Origin of the sequence: Streptomyces sp. NPDC101181, from assembly GCF_044767975.1 — a bacterium.
Taxonomy (GTDB): Bacteria; Actinomycetota; Actinomycetes; order Streptomycetales; family Streptomycetaceae; genus Streptomyces.
The window spans coordinates 95,636-114,236 of record NZ_JBIWOX010000005.1 but is presented as its reverse complement, the minus strand read 5'-3'; the positions used below and the strand labels follow the sequence as shown (position 1 = coordinate 114,236).

Genomic DNA, 18,601 nt, shown 5'->3' with positions numbered 1-18,601 from the left:
GGCGAAAGCGTGGGGCGCTCAGTTGTGAAGCCTTGAATCGATCAGAGAAATGTACGCCGGGAGCGCACGACCCCGCGTGAGATACGTGGTGATGCCTCGCGCCCTGCCGTTCCCCGCCGGCTGAGGACCCACGCCGCCGGACCCACCGGCCGCCACCCGGCCCTGTCGCCGGGGGTGCCGGTGCCAATCGCGCGGAAGGCGCCTCACCTCCGTTCCGCGGCGGAGCCCAGCAGGGGCAGATCGTCCAGGATCAGGGTCTGGAGGTCGCTCATGGTGGGGGAGTCCAGGGTGGCCAGGCGGCGGGCCTGGCGGGTGGCCATGCGTTCCACGGTCTGGCGGGCCAGACGGGCGTTGCCGAAGGAGCGGTCGCGCGGCTGGGCGTCGAAGAACTCCAGGAGCGCCGGAGGTACGTCGGGGGCGCATTCGAAGCCCGAGAGGGCCGCGTGCTGCCGGACGATCGTGACCAGCTCCTCCGAGCTGTAGTCCGGGAACTCGATGTGCCGCGAGAAGCGGCTGGAGAGGCCGGGGTTGGAGGCGAGGAAGCGGTTCATCTCGGCCGTGTAACCGGCGACGATGACCACGACGTCGTCCCGGTGGTCCTCCATCAGCTTCAGCAGGGTGTCGATGGCCTCACGGCCGAAGTCCGAGGGCGATCCCGGGGGCGCGAGGGTGTACGCCTCGTCCACGAAGAGGACCCCGCCGAGGGCCTTCTCGAAGACCTCCTTGGTGAGCTGGGCGGTGTGTCCCACGTAGCGTCCGACGAGGTCGGCGCGGGCCACCTCCACGATCTGACCGCGCGGCAGGACCTCCAGCGAGCGCAGCAGTTTGCCGTAGAGGCGTGCCACGGTGGTCTTGCCGGTGCCGGGGGGTCCGGCGAAGACCAGATGGCGGTTGATCCGCGAGGCCGGCAGGCCCGCCGCCTCGCGCCTGCGGGAGGCCGACAGCAGGTTGATCATGTCGGTGACCTCGTACTTGACGCTGTCGAGGCCGATCATCGCGTCCAGTTCGTCGAGCGGTGAGGCGGCCTGGACGCCCGAGGCGGCGGCCTTGGCCGCGGCGGCCGCGGCCTCACCGACGTCCTCCGGCAGCAGCACCGTCAGGTCCTGCTCACCGGCCTCGGACAGACCCGCCAGCCGGAACGCCTGCCGGTCCACCATCTCCTCGAAGACCTGCCGGGCCACCCGGCCGTTGCCGAAGTTGGCGCCCCGGTGCATCTCGCCGAAGTGGGCCGCCAGCGCGTCCTTGGTGTCCAGGGACAGGTCGTAGCGGTGCCGCTCGCAGAGGGTCTCCACGATGGTCACCAACTCCTCGACCGTGTAGTTGACGAACTCGACGGTGCGGGCGAAACGCGAGGCCAGACCGGGGTTGACGGCGAGGAAGGACTCCATCTCGTTGGTGTAGCCGGCCGCGATGACGACGACGTCGTCGCGGTGGTCCTCCATCAGCTTGACCAGGGTGTCGACGGCCTCGCGGCCGAAGTCGGCTCCGGAGTTCTTGCTGTCCGAGGCGAGGGTGTACGCCTCGTCCACGAACAGCACCCCGCCGAGCGCTCGGTTGAACGTCTCGGTGGTCTTGATCGCCGTACCGCCGACCACCTGCGCGACCAGGTCCGCCCGGGAGACCTCCACCAGGTGCCCGGAGCGCAGGCTGCCCAGCTCGGCCAGGATGGAGCCGTAGAGGCGGGCGACGGTCGTCTTGCCGGTGCCGGGCGCCCCGGCGAAGATCAGGTGCCTGCTCATCGGCGGAGCCGGCAGACCGAGGTTCGCCCGGCGCTGGGCCAGCCTGGTCAGGTTGATCAGCCCCTTGACCTGGTGCTTGACCCCCTCCAGGCCGACCAGTGCCTCCAATTCCTCGAACGGGCCCACCGGTTCGGCCGGAAGGTCGTCGCCCACCCGCTCGGTTCCGGTGCGCGCCGGGCCGTCGGGGTCGGGTGCCGGGGCCCCCTCGTAGGCGTCCCGGCCGCCGTTGCCGACGCTGGAGAGCCGGTCGACGGTGAGCGCGCCGTCCTTGGCGGTGTGCCGCAGTCCCGCGCCGCGGTTGTCGTTGGCCGTGCAGTCCAGGACGGAGACCTGGCCCGCGCTCTCCACCCGGATGCCGTCCGCCTGGCCGTTGAGCACCTCGCAGCCGTTGAGACCGGCCCGCGATCCGGCGGCGAGGAGCACGCCGTGCGAGCCGGAGGAGATGATCCGGTTGCGGACGGCGGAGACCTCGCCGTCCTCCTCGACCCGGACGCCCTCCGCCGCGCTGCCGTCGACGACCGTGTCCCGCAGGTCGGCGAAGCCGCCCGCCTCGACGAGGACGCCGGGCCCCCGGGACTCCTCCAGGGAGCCGTTGACGACGTGCGTACGGCTGTCGCCGGAGACCCGCAGGGACGCGCCGCCCGCCTTCTCGACCCGGCAGTTCTCCAGCCGCCCGCGCCCGCCCTGGACCACCTCCACGCCGTGGCTCGCGGGCGAGACGACGCGGGCGCCGCGCACCAGGGGATTGGCCCCGGCCCGCACGCGGAGACCGGTGCCCGCCGCGCCCGTCACCTCCAACTGGTCGATCTCGGCGGCCGATTCACCGGTCAGCAGGACGGCGGCGGAGGCGGCGCAGTCCCGTACGACGGTCCGGGTCAGCGCGGGGGCCGCGCTCTCCGTGGCCAGCACGGCGGGCCCCTCGCACCGGGTGAACTCCAACCCCTCGTACGTCCCTCGCGCCCGCGAGGTCACGACCAGGCCACTGCCCTTGGTGCGGGCCACCCGGCAGTCCCGCAGCACCGGTTCGGCGCCCGCGGAGACCAGGATGCCGTGCTCGGTGGTGTCCTCGACGTCCAGCTCCGCGAGTTCGGGCCGGGAGGCGCTGGTCACCAGCGCTCCCACGGCCAGGTCGTGCAACCGGGTCCGTACCACCTGGGTCGTGCTGTTCTGCTCGATGGCGACCCCCGGCTTGTCGGTGCCGGAGATGTCGCAGTCCTCGACCGCGCCGCGGGTCTGCCCGTTGGCCAGGACGCCGTTGCCGCGGGAGTCGCGTATCGTGCAGCCGCGGATGACGGTCCGGGCCTTCTCGCTGATGACGACCGCCGAACTGCCCAGGTTCTCCAGGACGCAGTCGGCGATGACGCTCTCCTCGGACGAGGTGTCGACGACCCCGGCCCCCGCCGGGTTGGTGACCCGGCAGTCCCGCATCGCCAGCGAACCGGCGTTGCGGCTGAGCAGAGCGGTCCAGCCGACGCCGGTGATCTCGCAGCCGTCCAGCGCCGCCTGGCCCTGGTAGGCGTCCACGACGGTCACGTCCTCGCCCTCGGGTCCGCGCAGCACCAGGTCGGTGAGCATCACGGCATCGGCGACCAGGGTCACGGCGGAACCGCTGAGCGGGGCTATCTCCACGCTGCCCCGGTTGCCTTCGGCGACGATCGTCACCCGGCGGGAGATCCGCAGGTTCTCCTCGTAGCGGCCGGGCAGGACGCTGATGACCGCGCCCGTACGGGCCTGGGTCAGCGCTTCACCGATGGTACGGAAGCTGTCCGGCCCTTCTGATCTGTCGGGACCGACCGTGAGCAGCTGGCGTACCACGCGCGTCTCTCCTCTTCTTCGCCACCGCCGCGTCGGCGACGGTGATGGGTGACCGTAGTAAACAGTAGAAGGCGTCGGTGAACAGGGGGCGGCGGCCGCCCCGGCGCCGGGGGCCGGGGCGATCCTCCGGACCCGACCGGGGAGTTGGCGGACGGGACCCGCCTTCTATCATGCGCTTCATGAGGCATCCGAGGGCTTTCCCGATCCCCCTGTCCCCTCCCGTCCCGCACCGCCGCTCCTCCCGGTGGTTCCGGGCGGCCGGGGCGCTGGCGGTGACGACGGTCTGCGCCCTCGCCGTCCCGGCGCCGGCCGGTGCGGCCGCCCCGCGGACGACCCCGGCCGCCGACGGCGCCACGAGCCTGCCGGCCATCCCGGTCGCCCTGGCGGCGGACGCCCCCTGCACCGCCGGTTCCGGGCGCACCGCCGCCGGGGCGACCTGGGCGCAGAAGAGCCTGTCCCTGCCGCACGCCTGGAAGTTGTCCCGGGGCGAGGGCATCACCGTCGCGGTGGTGGGCACCGGGGTGTCGGACGCGGCGCCCGCCCTCAAGGACCGGGTCGAGACGGTGGGCCAGGCGGGCGAGGACTGCGTGGGACTGGGGACCTTCACCGCCGGACTCATCGCCGCGGCCCGCACCGAGGGCACGGCCTTCCAGGGGATCGCCCCGGCCGCACGGGTCCTCGGGATACGGGGCACCGACGAGCGGGGCGCGCCCTCGGCCGGACTCGTCGCCGCCGGTATCCGCACCGCCGTGGACCGGGGCGCGCAGGTCGTCAGCGTCTCCTCGGCGCTCCCGGAGGGGGAGGAGGAGCTGACCGACGCCGTCCGCCACGCCTCCGAGCGGGACGTCCTCGTGGTCGCCCCCGCCGCGCCCGACACCGAGCCCCGCTCGGGCGAGGCGCCCGCCGACGCCTACTGGCCCGCGCGAGCCCCCGGTGCCCTGTCCGTCGTGGGCGTGGGCGCGGACGGAGCCGTGCTGAAGAGCGCGACCGCGGCGCGGCAGGCGGACCTGGCGGCCCCCGGCGGAGCGGTGGTCGGCATCGGCCCACGCGGCAAGGGGCACTTCATCGCCGCCGGGTCCTCCTTCGCCGCCGCCTACGCCGCGGGCGCCGCGGCCCTGGTCCGCGCGTACGACCCGGACCTGAGCGCCGCCGAGACCGCCGAGCGGCTCACCCGCTCGGGCGCGCCGACCGGGTCCGCCGCCCGGCTGGATCCGTACGCGGCCCTCTCCATGGTCTCCGCCGCCGCCCGCCCCCGGGCCGAGGCCGCCGGGCGGAGCGAACCCCTGCGGCTGCCGGTGGTGTCCACCGCCCTCCAGGACCGGGCCATGGTGATCGCCGGTGCGATGGCGCTGGTGGTGATGCTGGTCGCCGCCGCGGCCGTGGTGATCCCGCGCGGCCGCGCCCGGGGATGGCGGCGGCCGTAGCGGCCCCCCGCCGTCCCCGGGGGCGCGCACCGGTCCCCGGGCGCGGCGGACGGTCCCGTCTGCGGTGTCCAGGGCGGCTCAGCCCGTCCCGGTCTCGTCCAGCAGGGCCGTCTGCACCAGGGTCGTGGTGCGCCGGGCCACCCGCAGGGCACGCCCCGCGGGCAGGATGCGCGGCTTGACGTTGCCGAAGAGGTATCCCTCGGTGGGCGGGCACGACATCAGCAGGGCGGGCGAGTTGATCTCCTGGAGGCGGCGCAGCAGCGCCTCCTGAAGGCCGCGCCCGGAGCCGGACGCGGAGCGGGCGACCACCATGTGCAGGCCCACCTCGTAACCGAGGGCGAGGTGGTCCAAAAGCGGCATGAAGGGGTTGTTGCCGGGGCCCACGCCGATCATGTCGTAGTCGTCGACCAGCACGAACAGCCGGGGCCCGTCCCACCAGTCGCACTGCCGCATCCGGGCCGGGGCGATGTCCGCGCCGGGGACCCGGAGCTTGATCGCCCGTGCCGCGCCGTTGACCAGGTCGCGCAGCGCGTCGATGGAGACGGCGTGGCCCAGGCGGTACTCCTCCGGCACCGCGTCGGCGAGGTCCCGGCGGTAGTCCACCAGCAGCACCCTGGCCTCATCGGGCGTGTACCGCTCGGTGATGGCGCGGGCGATCAGCCGCAGCAGGTTGGTCTTGCCGCTCTCGGTGTCGCCGACGGTGATCAGGTGCGGGGCGGTGGAGAAGTCGTGCCAGGCCGGTGCCAGGCCGTTCTCCTCCAGGCCGAGGGCGACGCGCAGGCCGCCGCCCTCCGGGGTGGCCCGCGGCGCGGGCAGCGTCCCGCTGGTGATCCGTGCGGGCAGCAGCCGTACCTCGGGGGCCTCGGGTCCGCTCCAGTGCTCCTTGACGTCCTGGATCAGCTCGGCCGCCCCCGCCGTGAGGTCCGCGGCGCCGTCCACGCCGTCGATCCGGGGGAGCGCGGTCAGGAAGTGCAGCTTGCTGTCCATCGTCAGGCCGCGGCCCGGGGAGTTGGGCACGGTCCGGGCCCGCCGGGAGTCGGCCATGGACTCGATGGGGTCGCCCATCCGCAGCTCGATCCGGGTGCCGGACTGGTCGCGCACGGCGGCGGTCAGCTCCACCCAGCGGGCGGTCGTGACGACCAGGTGGATGCCGTAGTTCAGTCCCCGGGAGGCGATCCGGGTGAACGTCTGCACCAGATCCTGGTGGTCCTGGCGGACGGTGGACCAGCCGTCCACCACCACGAAGACGTCGCCGTGCGGCTCGTCGGCGAACTCCCCGGCGGCCCTGCGGGCCCGGTAGTCGGGCATGGAGGTGACACCGTGCTGGAGGAACAGCTTCTCCCGGTTCTCCATGATCGCGGTGACCTCGGCCACGGTCCGCCCGATCCGCTCGGCGTCGACCCGGGCGGCCACCGATCCCACGTGCGGCAGGCCGGTCAGCGGCCCCAGTGAGCCGCCGCCGAAGTCGAGGCAGTAGAACTGCACTTCCCGCGGACTGTGGGTGAGCGCCAGCGCCGATATCAGGGTGCGTACGACGGTGCTCTTGCCGCTCTGCGGACCGCCCGCGATCGCCACGTGGCCGCCCGCCCCGGAGAGGTCGACGGTCAGCAGGTCGCGTACCTGGTCGAAGGGGCGGTCCACGATGCCGACCGGCACCGACAGCCTGCCGCGGCCCGCCCACCCCGCGGTGGTCAGGCCGTACTCGGGGTGCGGCGCGAGCGGCGGCAGGAGCTGGTCCAGGGAGGGCGGGGTGTCCAGCGGCGGCAGCCACACCTGGTGGGCGGGCGGGCCCGCGCCGCGCAGCCGGTCCAGCGCGGTGGCGAGCAGGGACTGCGTCTCGCCCGCCTCCGCCTCGGCGTCCCTCTCCTCGGCCTCCGTCGTCTCCGGCTCCTCGGGGGCCTCCGGCCCGGGACGGGGCGCCACCCACTCCGTGGTCCAGGGCACCACCTGCCCGGCCGCCCGCGCCTGCACGGCCGGTCCGCTGCGGTGCTCGTACGCGCCCGAGACGAACGCGGCCCGGAACCGGGTCAGTTCCTCGACGCCGCTCTTGAGGTAGCCGCTGCCCGGCTGGGACGGCAGCCGGTAGGCGTCCGGCACGCCGAGCACGCCGCGGCTCTCCATCGCCGAGAAGGTGCGCAGCCCGATGCGGTAGGACAGGTGGCTCTCCAGCTGGTGCATCCGGCCCTCGTCCAGGCGCTGGGACGCCAGCAGCAGATGCACGCCGAGCGAGCGGCCGAGACGGCCGATCATGACGAACAGCTCCATGAACTCCCGGTGCGCGGCCAGCAGCTCACTGAACTCGTCGACGACGACGAAGAGGCTCGGCAGCGGCTGCAACGCCGCCCCGGCCGCGCGGGCGCGCTCGTACTCCAGCGCCGAGGTGTAGTTGCCCGCCGAGCGCAGCAGCTCCTGGCGGCGCATCAGCTCGCCGTGCAGCGCGTCCTGCATCCGGGAGACCAGCGCCACCTCGTCGGCCAGGTTGGTGATCACCGCCGAGGTGTGCGGGAGTTCGTCCAGCCCGAGGAAGGTCGCCCCGCCCTTGAAGTCGACCAGGACGAAGTTGAGGCTGTCCGAGGAGTGGGTGAGCGCCAGGGCCAGCACGAGCGTGCGCAGCGTCTCGCTCTTGCCGGAGCCGGTCGCGCCGATCAGCATCCCGTGCGGGCCCATGCCGCCCTGCGCGGACTCCTTGATGTCCAGCTCCACCGGCCGGCCCTCGGAACTGATGCCGATGGGCACCCGCAGCCGGTCCGACTCGGTCCGCCGCGACCAGATGTCCAGCGGCCGCAGCCGGTGCAGGTCGGGGATGCCCAGCAGCGAGGTCAGTTCGATGTCCGCCGACAACGGCTCGGCGCTGTCACCGCCGAACGCCATCCGGTACGGCGACACCCGCATCGCCACCGTCCGGGCGACGGCCGGACCCAGCCGGTCGGGCCGGCCGAGCACGGTGTGCTGTTCCTTGCGGTTGCGGTCGGTGCGCACCAGGCTGACCGTGCCGCCCCGGCGCCGGTCGCCGCCCTCCTCGTCCTCGCCGAACTCCAGGCGCAGGGTCGTGCGGCCCGGCCGCCAGGTCAGCTCCCCGGAGAGGTCGATCACGACGGCGTTGCGGAACCCCGCACCGTCCAGCCGGTGGCCGCTGGGCACACTGCCGTGGTCCACCACGATCACCGTGAACGGCTCGTCCTGACCCGACACGGCCTCCGGGTCGAACGAGGGCCGCTCCTGGAACTCCGCACCGAGCATCTCCTCCAGCCCGGCCATCGAGGTCACCACCCGCCGCACCGGCCCGGCCCCGTCCTGCGCCTCGGCCTGAAGGGTGTGCGGCAGCCACTTCACCCAGTCGTAGTCGGGCCGCCTCTCCTCCGACACGCAGAACGCCAGCCACAGGTCCTCCGGCGAGTGGAAAACCGCCAGCTGGGCGATGACCGCGCGCACGGCGTCGCGGATCCGATCCTCGTCCCCCCGGCACAGCACCCGGGACCAGGCTTGCAGCGACAGGGCGATCGGCTGGTCGGGGACGGTGGCGTACGCGCGGATGAAGCTCCGCAGCGCGTGCGCGGACAACGGCTCCAGGTCCTCGACGGGCTTGGTGGACATCGGCGCCAGCCGCAGGCCCAGCCGCTGGGCGCCCACCGCGATGCGCGCCTCGCCGAAGTCGTCCTGACCGGGCCTGCGTTCCCACAGCCGGGAGGTCCGGGCCAGCGAGGACAGCGCCGCCGGTTCGGGATGCCGCCAGGACAGCGCGTGCTGCTGCTGGACGAACGCCCCGCGCACCTGCTGCCGGGTCTGGCGCAGATAGCGCAGGTAGTCGCGGCGCTCACCCTTCAGCCGCCGCTTGCGGTCGCCCGCCCGGCGCATGAACTGCCCCAGGATCATCAGCCCGGAGGCGGCCACCATCAGGATCAGGGCGGTGTAGCCGAGCGCCGAACTGCCGTTGCCCATGCGGACGAACAGCAGCATCATCGAGGCCGACATCATGCCCATGGGCAGGTAGTTCCAGACCGCGGACGAGTCCGGCACGATCTCCGGGAGCGTGGGCGGCTCCTGCAGGCTCAACTCCCCGTCGGGCATGTCCGGGGCCCGTCGGCGAGGCGGGCGACGGAAGAGAACCACACTCACAGGGATGCCTCCTCGGCGGCGGTACGGATCCTGCGGTCGGCCGGGGCGCCGTGGGCAGGGCGGCCCGGCGCCGAAAGGCGGGCACGGGCCGACGGATACGGACAAACGGAATCCCTCCGCGGTGCCTTTCCGAAACAATCCCCGAACCGTATGTGACGATCCGGAAAAACCGCGTCCGGGCGGGAGTTGCCCCTGGGCGGTACGACGGAACCGCGAATAGTTTCGTAGGCTACAGTCATCCGTCTATTGACGCCGAACCCCTGACTCCGCCTTCGGCGCTTCCCTTTCGCAAGGTGTTTTCATAATTCGCCTGCCCCGACCCTCGGAAGAGACGAGCGAGCCTTGACCGACAGTACGGTGGCACACCTGTGCCGGATCTCGGTACGAGCCCCCGCAAAAAACATCGACCTGGCCGTCCCCGGTGACATCCCGGTGGCCGACCTGCTTCCGGCGCTCCTCGACTACGCGGGCGAGGACACCCAGGAGGCCGGACTCGAACACGGCGGCTGGGTGCTCCAGCGGCTCGGCGGCGCCCCCGTGGACGAGGAGTCGACGCTCGACGCCGTGGGCGTACGCGACGGCGAGACCCTGCATCTGAGACCGCGCGCCGACGCGCTGCCCGAACCGCACTTCGACGATCTGGTCGACGGCATCGCCACCACCATGGACCGCCGCCCCTTCGCCTGGACGCCCACCGTGGGCCGCCAGGTGCTGATCGGCCTCTCGGCCACCGCCCTGGCCGTCGGCACGGTGCTCCTGGCCCTGCCGGGCATGAGCCTGTGGCTGCGGGTCACGGTGCTGTTCGCCGGCGGGCTGCTGATGCTCGCCGGCGCCGCCTCGGCGAGCCGTGCCGTCGGCGACGCGGGGGCCGGCGCGGCGCTCGGGGTCATGGCCACCGTCTACTGGACCCACGCGGGCTGGGTGCTCCCCGGCGGCGGCTCCGAGGGCGACGCGATGGCCCACGTGCTGGGCGCGCGGCTGCTCGCCGCCTCCGCCTCCGCGGCGGCCGGTGCGGTGCTCACCCTCGCCGCGGTGGCCGCCTTCACCCCGCTGTTCCTGGCCATCGCCACGGTCGCGGCGGGCGGCGCCGTCACCGCCCTGCTCATCATCCTGGCCGACCTCACGGTGCAGGAAGCGGCCTCCGTCTCCCTGCTGCTCACCGTCCTGTTCGGCGCGTTCGTGCCCTCGCTCTCCTTCCGGCTCTCCGGGATGCGGACCCCGCCGCTGCCCACCAACGCCCAGCAGTTGCAGGAGGGCATCGACCCGCACAGCAGCAGCGACGTCGAGGTCAGGACCGTGATCGCCGACGGCTGGATGACCGCGCTGCTCGCCGCCACCGGAGTGCTCTGCACGGCAGGTCTGGCGGCCCTGGTCGAGCCCTTCGGGTGGCCCGGCGCCTGCATGGCGGGCGCGCTGTCCCTGCTCCTGCTGCTGCACGGGCGCGGCATGGGCAGCACCTGGCAGCGGCTCGCCCTGCTCGTCCCCGGAGTCCTCGGGGTGGTGGCGCTCGTGATCCGCATGGGTCTCTCGGTGTCCGCGAGCACCCTGCCCGGCCTGGTCGTCGTGCTGTTCGCGGTGGCGGCGGTGTGCGCCATCGCCTCCTGGACCGTGCCGGGCCGCCGACTGGTGCCCTACTGGGGCCGCATCGGCGAACTGGCGCACTCCGCGGCAGCGGTCAGCCTGCTGCCGCTGGCGCTGTGGATCCTGGGTGTGTTCGGCTGGCTGCGCACCCTCAGCCTCTGACGGTACGCGGCGCGCACGGCGCGCCGTGCCCGGTCGCGCCACCTCTCCGCGGCGCCCCGCAGTCCTCGTCGCGTGCGGCAACGACAGGCCCGCACGCGGTCACCGTTCCTGAACCATGGGAGAGCAAGACGTGCAGAACAGACGCGACCAGGTCCAGGCGCACATGTTCGTCATGGGACGCCTGACCTCCGGCCTGCTCCGCACCGACCTGGACGCGCCCGAGAGCCCGGTGGGCCGCACCAACCGCGGCCTGGCGATCGGGATCATCGTCTCGCTGCTGGTGGCCGCCGGCGCCTTCATCATGGGCCTCATCTCCCCGGCGGGCTCCAACTCCTGGCGCGCCGAGGGAACGCTGATCGTCGACGAGGACACCGGCTCCCGGTACTTCTACGACAACGGCGAACTGCGACCCGTGCTGAACTACGCCTCCGCCAAGCTGCTCGCGGGGGAGTCCGGATCCGGCCTGACCAGCAAGACGGTCGCCACCGAGTCGCTGCGCGGGACGCCCCGCGGCCTCCCCGTCGGCATCACCGGGGCGCCGGACGTGCTGCCTGACGCGGGCGCGCTCGCCAAGCCCCGCCCCTGGCTGGTCTGTTCGGCCCCGGCCGACGGCGCGGGCACCAAGGCCACCGTGCTGTCGGTGGCCTCGGACGCCCGGCAGCGCCCGCTGCCCGGGGGCAGCGCGCTGCTGGTCGCCGACCCCTCCGGGGGCCGCCACCTGGTGTGGCAGGGCGCGCGGCTGCGGATCGACAGCGAGAGCAGCGCGCTGGAGGGCCTCGGCTACGGGTCGGCCACGCCCCGCGAGGTGTCCGCGGCCTTCGTCGACGCGCTGCCCGCCGGGCCCGACCTCGCCCCGGCGGCCGTGGCCGGACTCGGCCGGACCGGCCCCTCCTTCGGCAGCCTCGCCACGCGGATCGGCCAGGTCTTCCGCACCACCGTGCCGGGCGCCGAGCGCGGCCAGTACTACCTGCTGACCCAGGAGGGTCTGACCCCGCTGACCAACACCCAGGCCGCCCTCCAGCTCAGCGCCCCGCAGACGGCCCGCAAGGCGTACGACGGCAAGCCGGCGCAGGCCCGGGACCTGGAGCCAGGTGTCCTCAAGGGGCAGCTGGCGCCGGGCGTGGCCGGGGCCGCGGCCGGGGGCGCCGCGGGGCTGCCGGAGTCGCCGCCGAAGCTGGCCGGGGTCGCGGAGGAACAGGGTGTCTGCTCCTCGGTGACCCCCGGTTCACCGTCCGGTTCCGGGGTGCGGGTGGGCGTCGCCCTGGTGGGCCAGGACGCGCTGGGGCCGGTGGCCAAGCGCTCCGAGACCGGGGTGGCGGCGGCGTGCCTGGCCGTCGACGCCGTGGTCGTCGGCCCCGGGGAGGGCGCACTGGTGCAGGCCGGAAGCGCCGCCGGCGGCGCCATCGGCGGCAGCCGCTATCTCGTCACGGACACCGGGGTGAAGCACCGGCTGCCGGGCGAGGGGGACGCCTCGGCCCTCGGGTACGGCGCCCGGGAGGTCGGGACCGTGCCCTCGTTGCTGCTGTCGATGCTGCCCACCGGACCGGACCTGGGGGCAGGTGCCGCCGCCGTGGCCCCCAAGACAGGGGAGAATTCCCCCAAACCGGTTTGCGGAAGTCGGGAAGCAACCAAAAGCAAGGCGAGTGCGTCTCCTTCGCGCGGCACTGCGGAATAGCGTTACGTGGAGTAATGGATCTGTGCGTCTACGTCATCGAAGTGCGCCGCTGCGGCAGGGTTGGGGAGTTATCGACAATGCCGTTAATTCTCTGTTTCCCGGCACCCTTTGTTGCGACATCAACTTTTGTATGACTAAGCTGAGTTGGGTTACCCGGCTCTCCTAAGAGATAGAGACGACATGAGTGAAGCGGGCGTCCAGCAGTCATCAGAGAGTTCCACCCGGAACGGAATCCAGGCGCTGGAGATGGCCTACAGCGGTGTGCAGCGCATCCTCCAGGACGTGCACAGCACCAAGGGCAACCTCGCCAGCACGTACCAGGGTTCGGACGGCAACCGCTACGGTCAGCTGCTCGACAAGTGGGACGACCAGGTCGTGATCATCCTCAAGAACCTCGAAGACATGATCGACAAGCTCAACACCAGCCTCGTGCAGCACGGTCTGACCCAGGGCTCCAGCAACGACGCCATCGACCAGGCGTTCAACGCCAGCGAGGCCGCCTTCGACGCCCTCTCCGGCTCGGGCGCGCTGAACGGCCCCAGGTAGCAGACCGGTTCGGCCGTCCGCCGTACCTCACACCGACCCCTCCCCGAGATGAGGACACCTCATGTCAGACACGTCCGACGGTTTCATCCACGTCCAGTACAACCACGTGGAGAACGCTGCTGAGGGCATGATCGAGCAGACCCGGGCCATCCAGACCACGCTGAGCAACCTGGAGATGGAGCTCAACGACCTCAAGCAGACCTGGTACGGCGGTGACGCCGAGGTCTACACCGAGAAGCAGGCCGCCTGGGACGGCGCCGTCGTCACCATGCAGCAGCTGCTGAGCTCCCACGCGGCCCTGCTGGGTGACGTCTCCGGGAACTACAAGCAGACCGAGAACAGCCTGAGCCAGCTCTGGTCCGAGGTGAACATCGGCAGGTGACCGCGGGCCGCGCCGGTTCCGCCCCCGGCCCGGGCAGGACCTCGCCCGCCGGGGGCGGAACCGGCGGCCCCCGATCACCCGGCGCCACCGGGGCGCCCAGGACATCCTCGTAGGACGGAAGACGTACATGGCCGACTTCAGCCAGCTGGACAAGGCATCCATCCAGGCGTTCATCGACCAGGACCTGTCCGCGTTCATCGGTGACATCAAGAGCGTGCTCACGGAGGAGCCGTCCATGCTGGACATGTCCAGCGGCGTCACCACACCGGAGAACTTCGGCGAGGTGTCGGCCGGGATGCCGATCAGCATGGGGAAGATCGCCGATGACGACTACGTGAGCGGGGAGAGCTTCGCCAGCGCCCTGGCGACCAACATCGAGACCGTCGTCTCGACGCTGGAGGGCCAGCAGAAGACCTTCGAGGAGATCGAGGAGGGCCTCCAGCAGACGATCGAGGAACTCTTCAAGGCCCAGGGCGACAACCTGACCTCCATCGAGGCCGACGACTTCACCGAGGTCCTGTCCGACTCCGGCTTCTCGGGAGAGACCCCGGTCCCGGAGCCCGACGACTCCTCCAGCGACGAGGACAGCGACAGTGACAGTGACAGCGACGGGGACGGCGGCGACTCCTGAGGGCCCTGCTGTGAACGCCGTCGCGTAGTTCCGCCGACGGCCACCCCCTGTCGCCCTCCCGCATCTCCTCCCGTCACCCCTCTTCCCGGAGTTTCCCATGGCAGACTCGTCCGACCGCTGGGCCAGGGCCGTCGAGGCGTTCACCGGCTACCCCATGCCCTCGCGCACCGGCATCTTCGACGGCATGGAGAGCACGGAGCCCGAGGGGAACGTGCCCCTGATGAAGATCGTCATCGAGGACCGGGACTTCATGGAGATGACGGAGGACGCCTACGACCTGTACTCCGGCCCGAACACCGACGGCCACGGCTTCGTGCTCCACTTCTACCTGCCCGGTGATGAGGACCCGAACGAGGTCAGCGGTCTCGACGACTACTCCAAAGAGGAGCTGAAGGAGAAGATCTACCCCAAGCTCCGCAAGGTGCTCATCGACTTCATCGGTCCGGGCGGCGAAAACGTCGATCTCGGCTACTCCACCCCGTTCAGCTGGTCGGACAGCGGGTCCGGTTCGCTGAGCGGTATGGAGCACAAGCTGGGCCAGTACATCGAAGGCTCCGGCGCCGCGCTGTACGACACTGGCTACAACAACTTCATCACGTACAACAACGAGGGCTTCTCCTCGAACGGGGCGACGATCACCTCCGACACGGCCATGGACTTCTCCAGCTTCGCCAGAACGGCGGAGGCGTACGACCGGGTGGCGAAGTTCTTCACCGGCCACTCCGAGACGCTCCAGCAGTGGAAGGAGTCCCTGGGCGAGGAGAACGCCGCCTGGAAGGGGAAGGCGGCGGAGGTGTTCGCCAGCATGATCGACGGACTCCACAAGAACTACAGCGGGTTCGCCGACCAGATGCACCCCAAGGACTTCGCCGCCCAGCACCCCGGCCAGTGGGACGGGTTCACGGCGACCAGTGTGCAGGGCGACGCCATCATGGGGGCGGGCAACGAGGTTCTCAAGGCGGTCCTCGACCTGGAGAATGCGCACGGCGACTGGATGAGCGGCGCCGACGTCGACCGCGAGACGCTGTTCGACGCCGGTGGTGATCCCATCGAGTACCGGCCGGGCCTCGGCAGTCCGTACGGAATCCTGTTCTCGATGCTCCAGTCGGTCCAGACGTGGTTGTACAACAACAACGCCAGGTTCGCCGTGGAGGGCGAGAAGACGACGTCGGGCTCGACGTACAGCCCGGGAAACTCCACGGGAGCCGGCTCCTGGAGGGACACGGAGTCGGTCACGCACTTCTACACGCTCCGCCCCGAGGCCAAGACCAACATCCACGGTCTCGGCGACCTCAAAGACGTCACCACGTGGGCGGGCCTGGCGAGCAGGGCGGTCGATTCCTGGCAGGCCGGGGTGGAGGAGCACCTGTACCCCGCCGCCAACACCGCTCTCTCCAACGTGAACAACGCCTTCATCGCCGCCCGTGAGGTGCTGGAGAAGGTCCTGGAGCCCGAGGTCACCAACTACATGGGACCGGGCGGCAGCGGGGGCGGGGGCGGCGATCAGGACGAGATCGACCAGATCATCGAGGACATCAACGCCGAGGCGGAGGCCGCCATCGCCGAGGCGAACGCGGCGGCCGAGGAGGCGATAGCCGAGGCCAACGCGGCGGCGGAGGAGGCCATCGCGGAGGCGGAAGCGGCCATCGAGGAGTCCAACGCCGAGGCGGAGGCGGCGATAGCCGAGGCGAACGCGGCGGCCGAGCAGGCCATCGCGGACGCGAACGCGGCCGCCGAGGAGTCCAACGCCGAGGCGGAGGCGGCGATAGCCGAGGCGAACGCGGCGGCCGAGCAGGCCATCGCGGACGCGAACGCGGCCGCCGAAGAGGCCAACTCCAACGCGGAGACCGCGATCGACGAGGCGAACTCCGAGGCGGAGAACGCGATCAGCGAGGCCAACAACCAGGTCAACGAGATCCAGGACGAGACCAGCCTCCAGTTGGACGAGGCCAACAGCCAGGCCAACGACATGGCGGACCAGGCCAACGCCGACGCCGAGGCGGCGATCAACGAGGCCAACAACCAGGTGGACGAGGCCATCCAGGAGGCCAACAACCAGTCGCAGACGGCCATCGACGAGGCCAACGAGCGACTCGGCAACGGCTCCCCGCTGCCGCCGGGCCTGGGCAACGGCTTCGTCACCCACCAGCCGCCGGGCAACAGGACCGGGGGCGTCACCGAGCAGAACCCCGACGGCAGCTTCACGACCGACTTCCCCGACGGCTCCCAGCAGGTGATCGACCCGGACGGCACGGTCACCGAGACCGGCCGCGACGGCACCGTCACCGTCACGCGGCCGGACGGGTCCGTCACGATCACCGACCCCGACGGGAACGTGCAGACCTCGGGGCCTGGGGGCAACATCACCGGCCCCGGTCAGGTCATCGTGGACGGTCCGAGCGGCGAGATCATCACCAGGCCGGACGGCTCCACCGTGGTGGAGGGTCCGAGCGGCGAGATCATCACGAGGCCCGACGGATCGACCATCGTGGACGGTCCCGGCGGCCGTACGGAGACCTCCTCGGACGGCACGGTCACGGTGACCGGTCCGGACGGCTCCACCAAGGTGACCTCGCCGGACGGCAGTATCACCGTCACCGCCCCGGACGGCAGCAGTTCGATCACCAACCCGGACGGCAGCTCCCGGGTGGAACTGGCGGACGGCACGGTGCAGGAGACCGCCCCGGACGGCGAGATCACCCTCACCGAGCCCGACGGGACGACCACCGTCACCTACCCCGACGGCAGCGCCAAGGTGACGCATCCGGACGGCACCGTGCAGGAGATCTCCCGTGACGGCACGGTCAAGGAGACCTCCCCGGACGGCAGCGTCGTGGTGGAGGGCCCCGGAAGCAACCTCGAGAACCCGGGCGACCGGATCGAGAACCCCGGCGACCGGCCTGGCGACCGGCCCGGCAGCCCCGGTGGCAACTCCGGCAATCTGCCGGAGGTCCCCCGGATCGACATCGACTACCCGGACGCCCGGTCCGAACGGCTCGACCTCGACACCCCGAACGGCCCGGCGGACGGCTCCTCCGGTCTCCGTGACCTCGGCGGCAACGGGACGGGCGGCAACGGTTCCGGCGAGACGTGGGGCCAGGAGGACGACCCGTACGACGAGCACGGCTCGCAGAGCTTCGGGAGCGGCCAGGGCGGGTCGGACAACCCGTTCACCCAGGGCGACCAGGGCAATCCCGGCTCCGGCGGGCTGGGCGGCAGTGGTTCCCCGGGCGGCAGCCCGATGATGCCCCCCATGGGCGGGATGCAGGGCGGGAACAACGACTCCAACGGTGAGCGCGAGCGGTCCAACCCGGGCTCCCGCATCAACCGGCCCGCTCCGAGGCGCGGTTCGACCGCCGCCCAGGCGGCCAGTCGCAGGGCGGCCGCACAGCGTGAGCAGGAGATGCACGAGGACGTGGTCGTCGCCCGGTCCACCGCCTCGGGCGGCGGGGTGATGCCTGCCCCCGCGCAGCGTTCGGAGGCCACCCAGAGCGGCGACCGCGAGCGGTCCAACTGGCTGGCCGAGGACGAGGACGTCTGGGGCACCGACGAAGGCACCACCCCGGCGGTGATCGGGCGATGAAGGGAACAGCGCGATGAGCGAGGAGACCGAACGGCTGGCGAAGCGGCTGGCCGAGGCGAACGCGGAACTGGCGAGCGTCCAGAGCGCGGCGGCCGACGCCGAAGCGCAGATGAGCGCCTTCTCCTCCTCCGCCTTCTCCCCGGACGGCTCGGTGGAGGTGTCGGTGGGCGGCCAGGGCGAGGTGACTGCGGTCAAGTTCCTGGACGGCAAGTACCGTTCGATGACCGCATCGCAGCTGTCCGACGCGGTGCTCGGCACCATCCAGGAGGCGCGGTCGCACCACTCACGGATGGTGCGCGATCTCTTCGAACCGCTCACCCGGTCGAGCGCCGTGATGCCGGAACTGCCCGGCCTGGAGCTGGACTGGGACCGTATCCTCGGCCCCGCGGCCGACTCTCTCCCCGAGGAGGCGTACCCGCGCCCGGCCCGCGACCGGCTGCGCGACGAGATCGACGGGGACGAGCTCTGACCCGCCGGACACCCCAGGAGGGTTCCGGCGGTACGGCGGAGAACCGATAGGACACGTCACCCAGGGGTGACGAGCGGTCAGCAGAGTGAACACGGCACGAGGAGACGAGCGATGAGCGAGGACGGCACCTTCCAGGTCGACCCCGACGTACTGCGGGCGGGGACGGCCGGGCTCGGCGAGCTGGGCTCCTACCTCTGGACCGTCGTCGCCGAGTTCGAGGCCGCCATGGCCGACACCGAGTGGTGCGGTGACGACGAGAACGGCCGGAAGATCAAGCAGAACTACACGGAGAACCGCGACGCGATCGCGGCCACCCTCAAGGCGCTCGGAGAGGTGACGGAGCGGACCTGCGACGCCACCCTGATGAACCTCGGCGCCACCTCGACCACCCAGCAGGACATCCTGGACGGGATCGACGGGGAGATCGGGAATTACGGCGCCGGCGGCCCCGGCCCCGGCGGCGGTCGGCGGGACTGAC

Annotated in this window: 11 protein-coding genes; 9 read left to right on the top strand and 2 right to left on the bottom strand. The window is 71.9% G+C overall.

The window, feature by feature from the left end; genetic code table 11:
* Window positions 1-203: 203 nt before the first annotated feature.
* Window positions 204-3,554 carry a right-handed parallel beta-helix repeat-containing protein gene (locus ACIRRU_RS10330; RefSeq protein ID WP_403678493.1) on the bottom strand — a complete coding sequence of 1,117 codons (3,351 nt, stop codon included), beginning with the start codon at window positions 3,552-3,554 and terminating at the stop codon, window positions 204-206.
* Between the two features lie 179 nt (window positions 3,555-3,733).
* Here ACIRRU_RS10330 and ACIRRU_RS10325 point away from each other — a divergent pair, with 179 nt between their 5' ends.
* Window positions 3,734-4,978 (top strand): S8 family serine peptidase, encoded by a 1,245-nt coding sequence (locus ACIRRU_RS10325; protein ID WP_403678491.1) that lies wholly within the window; start codon window positions 3,734-3,736, stop codon window positions 4,976-4,978.
* Between the two features lie 78 nt (window positions 4,979-5,056).
* Here the strand turns inward: ACIRRU_RS10325 and eccCa are convergent, their stop codons facing one another.
* Complete coding sequence (gene eccCa / locus ACIRRU_RS10320; RefSeq protein ID WP_403678738.1) at window positions 5,057-9,046, bottom strand: type VII secretion protein EccCa; 3,990 nt, start codon at window positions 9,044-9,046, stop codon at window positions 5,057-5,059.
* 390 nt (window positions 9,047-9,436) lie between these two features.
* Between eccCa and eccD the strand changes: the two genes are divergently transcribed.
* The 8 genes from eccD to ACIRRU_RS10280 all read left to right on the top strand — a co-directional run bounded on the left by eccD (window position 9,437) and on the right by ACIRRU_RS10280 (window position 18,600).
* The gene (eccD, locus tag ACIRRU_RS10315) at window positions 9,437-10,837 is read left to right on the top strand and encodes a type VII secretion integral membrane protein EccD (protein ID WP_403678489.1); all 1,401 of its coding nucleotides are present in this window, start codon (window positions 9,437-9,439) and stop codon (window positions 10,835-10,837) included.
* 130 nt (window positions 10,838-10,967) lie between these two features.
* Window positions 10,968-12,512, top strand: coding sequence for a type VII secretion protein EccB (gene eccB / locus ACIRRU_RS10310; protein WP_403678487.1), 1,545 nt, complete (start codon window positions 10,968-10,970; stop codon window positions 12,510-12,512).
* Between the two features lie 180 nt (window positions 12,513-12,692).
* Entirely contained in the window at window positions 12,693-13,058 is a 366-nt protein-coding gene (locus ACIRRU_RS10305; RefSeq protein ID WP_363202775.1) for a hypothetical protein, read from the top strand.
* 61 nt (window positions 13,059-13,119) lie between these two features.
* A complete protein-coding gene (locus ACIRRU_RS10300; RefSeq protein ID WP_403678485.1) occupies window positions 13,120-13,440 on the top strand; it encodes a WXG100 family type VII secretion target in 321 nt (106 codons plus the stop codon).
* 127 nt (window positions 13,441-13,567) lie between these two features.
* A complete protein-coding gene (locus ACIRRU_RS10295; protein ID WP_403678483.1) occupies window positions 13,568-14,071 on the top strand; it encodes a type VII secretion system-associated protein in 504 nt (167 codons plus the stop codon).
* 97 nt (window positions 14,072-14,168) lie between these two features.
* On the top strand, window positions 14,169-17,654 hold the full coding sequence (locus tag ACIRRU_RS10290) for an AAWKG family protein (protein WP_403678481.1): 3,486 nt from the start codon (window positions 14,169-14,171) through the stop codon (window positions 17,652-17,654).
* A 13-nt stretch (window positions 17,655-17,667) separates the two neighbouring features.
* Window positions 17,668-18,123: a YbaB/EbfC family nucleoid-associated protein gene (locus ACIRRU_RS10285; RefSeq protein ID WP_363202771.1), complete on the top strand. Its 456-nt coding sequence runs from the start codon at window positions 17,668-17,670 to the stop codon at window positions 18,121-18,123.
* Window positions 18,124-18,234: 111 nt separating this feature from the next.
* Window positions 18,235-18,600: a hypothetical protein gene (locus ACIRRU_RS10280; protein ID WP_403678479.1), complete on the top strand. Its 366-nt coding sequence runs from the start codon at window positions 18,235-18,237 to the stop codon at window positions 18,598-18,600.
* The last annotated feature ends 1 nt before the right edge of the window (window position 18,601 follow it).